Source organism: Streptomyces synnematoformans, assembly GCF_039531005.1.
Lineage (GTDB): Bacteria > Actinomycetota > Actinomycetes > Streptomycetales > Streptomycetaceae > Streptomyces > Streptomyces synnematoformans.
In genome coordinates this window covers 1-3,720 of record NZ_BAAAPF010000471.1, presented here as the reverse complement: position 1 = coordinate 3,720, position 3,720 = coordinate 1, and the positions used below count along the sequence as shown (strand labels likewise).

Annotated in this window: 3 protein-coding genes and 3 pseudogenes; 2 read left to right on the top strand and 4 right to left on the bottom strand. The window is 76.6% G+C overall.

All coding sequences use genetic code 11. The features are described 5' to 3' along the window. Positions 1 to 253 (bottom strand): annotated as a pseudogene (locus ABD317_RS34570) (MFS transporter); the annotation flags it as partial. Between the two features lie 93 nt (positions 254 to 346). Then, positions 347 to 1,135: an MBL fold metallo-hydrolase gene (locus tag ABD317_RS34565; RefSeq protein WP_344295459.1), complete on the bottom strand. Its 789-nt coding sequence runs from the start codon at positions 1,133 to 1,135 to the stop codon at positions 347 to 349. Between the two features lie 84 nt (positions 1,136 to 1,219). On the opposite strand from ABD317_RS34565, the gene ABD317_RS34560 reads away from it, so the two are divergent. Beyond that, positions 1,220 to 1,882 (top strand): ABATE domain-containing protein, encoded by a 663-nt coding sequence (locus tag ABD317_RS34560; protein WP_425582519.1) that lies wholly within the window; start codon positions 1,220 to 1,222, stop codon positions 1,880 to 1,882. A 13-nt stretch (positions 1,883 to 1,895) separates the two neighbouring features. On the opposite strand, the pseudogene ABD317_RS34555 reads toward ABD317_RS34560, so the two are convergent. Then, positions 1,896 to 2,336, bottom strand: a pseudogene (locus ABD317_RS34555) (sigma factor); the annotation flags it as partial. 363 nt (positions 2,337 to 2,699) lie between these two features. Here ABD317_RS34555 and ABD317_RS34550 point away from each other — a divergent pair. Further along, positions 2,700 to 3,302 (top strand): annotated as a pseudogene (locus ABD317_RS34550) (SGNH/GDSL hydrolase family protein); the annotation flags it as partial. 21 nt (positions 3,303 to 3,323) lie between these two features. On the opposite strand, the gene ABD317_RS34545 reads toward ABD317_RS34550, so the two are convergent. Then, the coding region (locus tag ABD317_RS34545) for a peptidoglycan-binding domain-containing protein (protein WP_344295452.1) at positions 3,324 to 3,720 on the bottom strand (397 nt) is incomplete at its 5' end.

Genomic DNA, 3,720 nt, shown 5'->3' with positions numbered 1-3,720 from the left:
GGCGCCCGTGCGCGTGGGATATCCGGCCGCCGCCGCCCGCCGCCGGCGCGGCCCCGGCGGCGGCGAGGGCGCCGAGCAGCACGGCCAGGCCGGTGGCGCCGAGCATGTCCTGCGCGAGCAGGGCGCCGTTGGCGACGCCCGCCGCCAGGCCGGCGCCGCTGAGCACCTGGGCGGCGAACAGGACGGTCAGCGCGCGGCGTTGCGCGCGGGCCCGGTCGGGGCCGGCGGACCGGGCGGGCGCGGTCGTCGTCACGTGCGGTTCCTTCGGTCGGGCGGGGTGCGGGGCGCGGGTACGGCCGTACGGCGCCGACGCTACGGGGCGGCGGCAGGGCCGTACGCCGGCGGGTCAGCCTCGCGAGCCCCAGTCGAGCCGGCCGTGCAGCCCGGCCGCCGTGAAGGCGGCCGCCAGCTCCTCGCGGCCCTCGGTGAAGTGCGCCCAGCCCTCGTAGTGGACGGGCACCACCCGGCGGGCGCCGAGGACTCGGCTGGCGTCGGCCGCCTGCGCGCTGTCCAGGACGATCGGCTCGCCGTCGAAGAGGACGGGGATGCGCGGCGCGCCGGCGAACAGGATCGCCGTGTCCACCGGGCCGAAGCGCTCGGCGATCTCCGCGACCGCCGCCCCGGAGGCGTTGTCGCCGCTGACGTAGACGACGGGCAGCCCCGCGCCGGTCAGCACGAACCCGACGACCTCGCCGAGCGCCGCCTCGACGGCCGCGCGCGGGGCCGGCCCGTGCACGGCGGGCACGCCGGTGACCGTGACCGTGCCGCCGCCGGGGCGGTCCAGCTCGGCCGCCTCCCAGTCGGCCAGCCCCCGGGCCGGCGCGCCCAGCCGCTCTCCGCCGCCGGGCGTGGTCAGCGTCAGCGGGACGTCCGCGAGCAGCGCCCGGCCGGACTCGTCGAGGTTGTCGGGGTGTTCGTCGTGGGAGAGCAGGACGACGTCGATACGGCCCAGGTCCGCCGGCGCCGCCGCGGGAGGCGCGGTCTTGGTCAGCGAGCCGCCCGGCACCTCGTACCCGCGCGGCTGGTCGAAGGTCGGGTCGGTCAGGAAGCGCAGGCCGCCGTACTCGAAGAGGGCGGTGGGGCCGCCCAGGACGCGGACGGGGAACTGCGCGGCGGTGGTACCGGCACCGGACATGGGAACCTCACGGATGTCTAGGCGATTATCCGTGAGGACGATAGTCCTTCCTCACGGACGGCGGCAACCTCTACCATGAGAGGCATGTCCGAGAGCCCGACCGGAGACGTCGCCGTCACCCCCGCGCCCGGGGCGGCGGACCGCCCCTCCCTCGACTTCGTCAACAGCGCCGTGGCGATGCCCGGAGGGCACTTCACCGACCTCCTCGGCACCCCCGAGGGCGCCAACCGGTGGCTCACGGAACACGGCCTCGCCCCGCCCGACGCCGGCGTGCGGGAGATGTGCGCGGCGCAGCTGCGCTCACTGCGCGAGCACCTGCGGGCGCTGTTCGCCGCCCGCGTGGCCGGGCTGCCCGCCCTGCCGGCGGCGCTGGCCGCCGTCAACGACGCGCTGAGCCGCGCCCCCACGGCCGCGCTGCTGTACTGGGACGAGAAGAACGGCCCGTACCGCGCGGCGCCGTGCCCCACCAACGAGATCCTCGACCGCGCGCTGGCGGCCCTCGCCGCCGACGCCGCCGACCTGCTGACCGGCCCCGACGCCGAACGCCTCACCCCGTGCGGGTCCAGCCCCTGCAACCGCTACCTGCTGCGCCACGGCCGGCGCCACTGGTGCTCCACCCGCTGCGGCGACCGCGACCGCGCCGCCCGCGCCTACGCCCGGCGCACCCGGCCGGGCGGCCGAGCTGAGCACCGCCGCCGCCGAGCGCCTGTTCCAGCTGGGCCACGCCCTTGGCGGTCTGGCTCTTGACGGTGCCCACCGAGATGCCGAGGGTGTGCGCGGTCTCGCGCTCGGAGAGGTCGAAGGCGTGGCGCAGGACGACGCAGGCGCGCTTGCGGAACGTCAGGCTGCGCAGCGCGGCGCGCACGTCCACGACCGCCGGCACGTCGGGGTCGTCGACGTGCTCGTGGTTGTCGGTCCAGTACAGGGCGAGGCGGCGGCGTTCCCGCACGGCGCTGCGGATGCGGCTGCGGACCAGGTTGGCGACGACCCCGCGGGCGTACGCGGCCGGGTGGTCGGCGGCGCGTACCCGGTCCCAGCGGCGCCAGAGCGCGACCAGCGCGTCGGCGGCCAGGTCGTCCGCGCCGTCGGACTCGCCGCTCAACGAGTTCGCCAGACGGGCGAGTTCGGCATAGTGGTGCTCGAAGAACTCGCGGAACTCGGCGGTCGCCGCGGCGTCGTGGCCGGCGCTGGGTGTGCCCACGGGTGGCCTCTCCTCGCCCTCGCGTGCCTGCTGGCCCCGATCACGCCGTGATCCATCGTTCAAGATGGTGAACGCAATCTAAGGCAGGGCGACCCCGGCGGCAACCCCCGCGGGAGGTTCCCGCGGGAGCCGCACGGCGGCGCTTCCCGGCTGTTGACATGCGCGTAACAGGCGTGCGTTGATGGGAGGTTGGGAGCGCTCCCAACCTCTCCCGGGGAGCGTACGGACCAACAAGGAGGGCCGGCGGTGCGACACCCGACGAGAACACGGACCCGGTGGCCGCTCGCGGCCGCGCTCGCGCTGGCCGCCGGGCTGCTCCTCGGCCCGCCGCCCGGCGCCGCGGCGGCCGACCCGGTGCGGGTCATGCCGCTCGGCGACTCCATCACCGGCTCGCCCGGCTGCTGGCGCGCGGTGCTGTGGAACCGGCTGCAGGACGAGGGCCACACCGCCGTCGACTTCGTCGGGACGCTCGGCCCGCAGGGCTGCGGGGTGGACTACGACGGCGACAACGAGGGCCACGGCGGCTACCTCGTCACCAACGTGGCCGCGCAGAACATGCTCCCCGGCTGGCTCGACGCCACCCACCCCGACGTCGTCCTCATGCACTTCGGCACGAACGACGTGTGGAGCGGCGTCCCGCCGCAGCGCATCCTGGACGCGTACACCACGCTCGTGGCGCAGATGCGTGCCGACAACCCGGGGATGGTGGTGCTGGTCGCCCGGCTCATCCCGATGAACCCGCCCTCGTGCGGGGAGTGCGCGGCCCGGGTGGAGGCGCTGAACGCGCTGATCCCCGGCTGGGCGGCGGACGTCGGCACGGCCGGGTCGCCGGTCGTCGCGGTCGACCAGTGGACCGGGTTCGACACGGCGGCCGACACCTACGACGGGGTGCACCCCAACGCCGCGGGCGACCGGAAGATCGCCGACCGCTGGTATCCCGCGCTCGTCCCGCACCTCGACGCGGGTGCGTAGGGCCGCCCGGCGGGCTCAGGGCTCGTCCGTACGCGACTCCAGTTCGCGCCGGGTCTCCGCGCCGTAGACGCCGGGCTCGTCCCCGTCCAGCCCGTTGAACGACTGGAAGGTGCGCACGCTGGCGCGGACGTCGTCGTCGTACGTGCCGTCCGCCCGCTGCAGCAGACCGAGCCCGACCTGCCGCAGCCGGAGCTGCAGCTCGGTCACCTCGGGGCCCGAGTCGCCCGGCTGCAGGACCGGCGGCCCGGGCGGGGCGGGGGCGTCACCGGTGGGGGAGGAGGACGGCGGCGGGCCCGAACTCCCGGCGGCGGGCGGGGCCGTGGGCGCGACCGAGCCGATCTGTCCGTCCGCGCGGGCGTCGGCGCGGTCGTCGCCGGCCGCCTGCCGCCCGTCCGGGGGTGCGTTCCCGTCG

Bases quoted from the DNA above. Each gene is read 5' to 3' on its own strand.
- ABD317_RS34565 (WP_344295459.1), bottom strand. From the start codon at position 1,135: ATGTCCGGTGCCGGTACCACCGCCGCGCAGTTCCCCGTCCGCGTCCTG.
- ABD317_RS34560 (WP_425582519.1), top strand. From the start codon at position 1,220: ATGTCCGAGAGCCCGACCGGAGACGTCGCCGTCACCCCCGCGCCCGGG.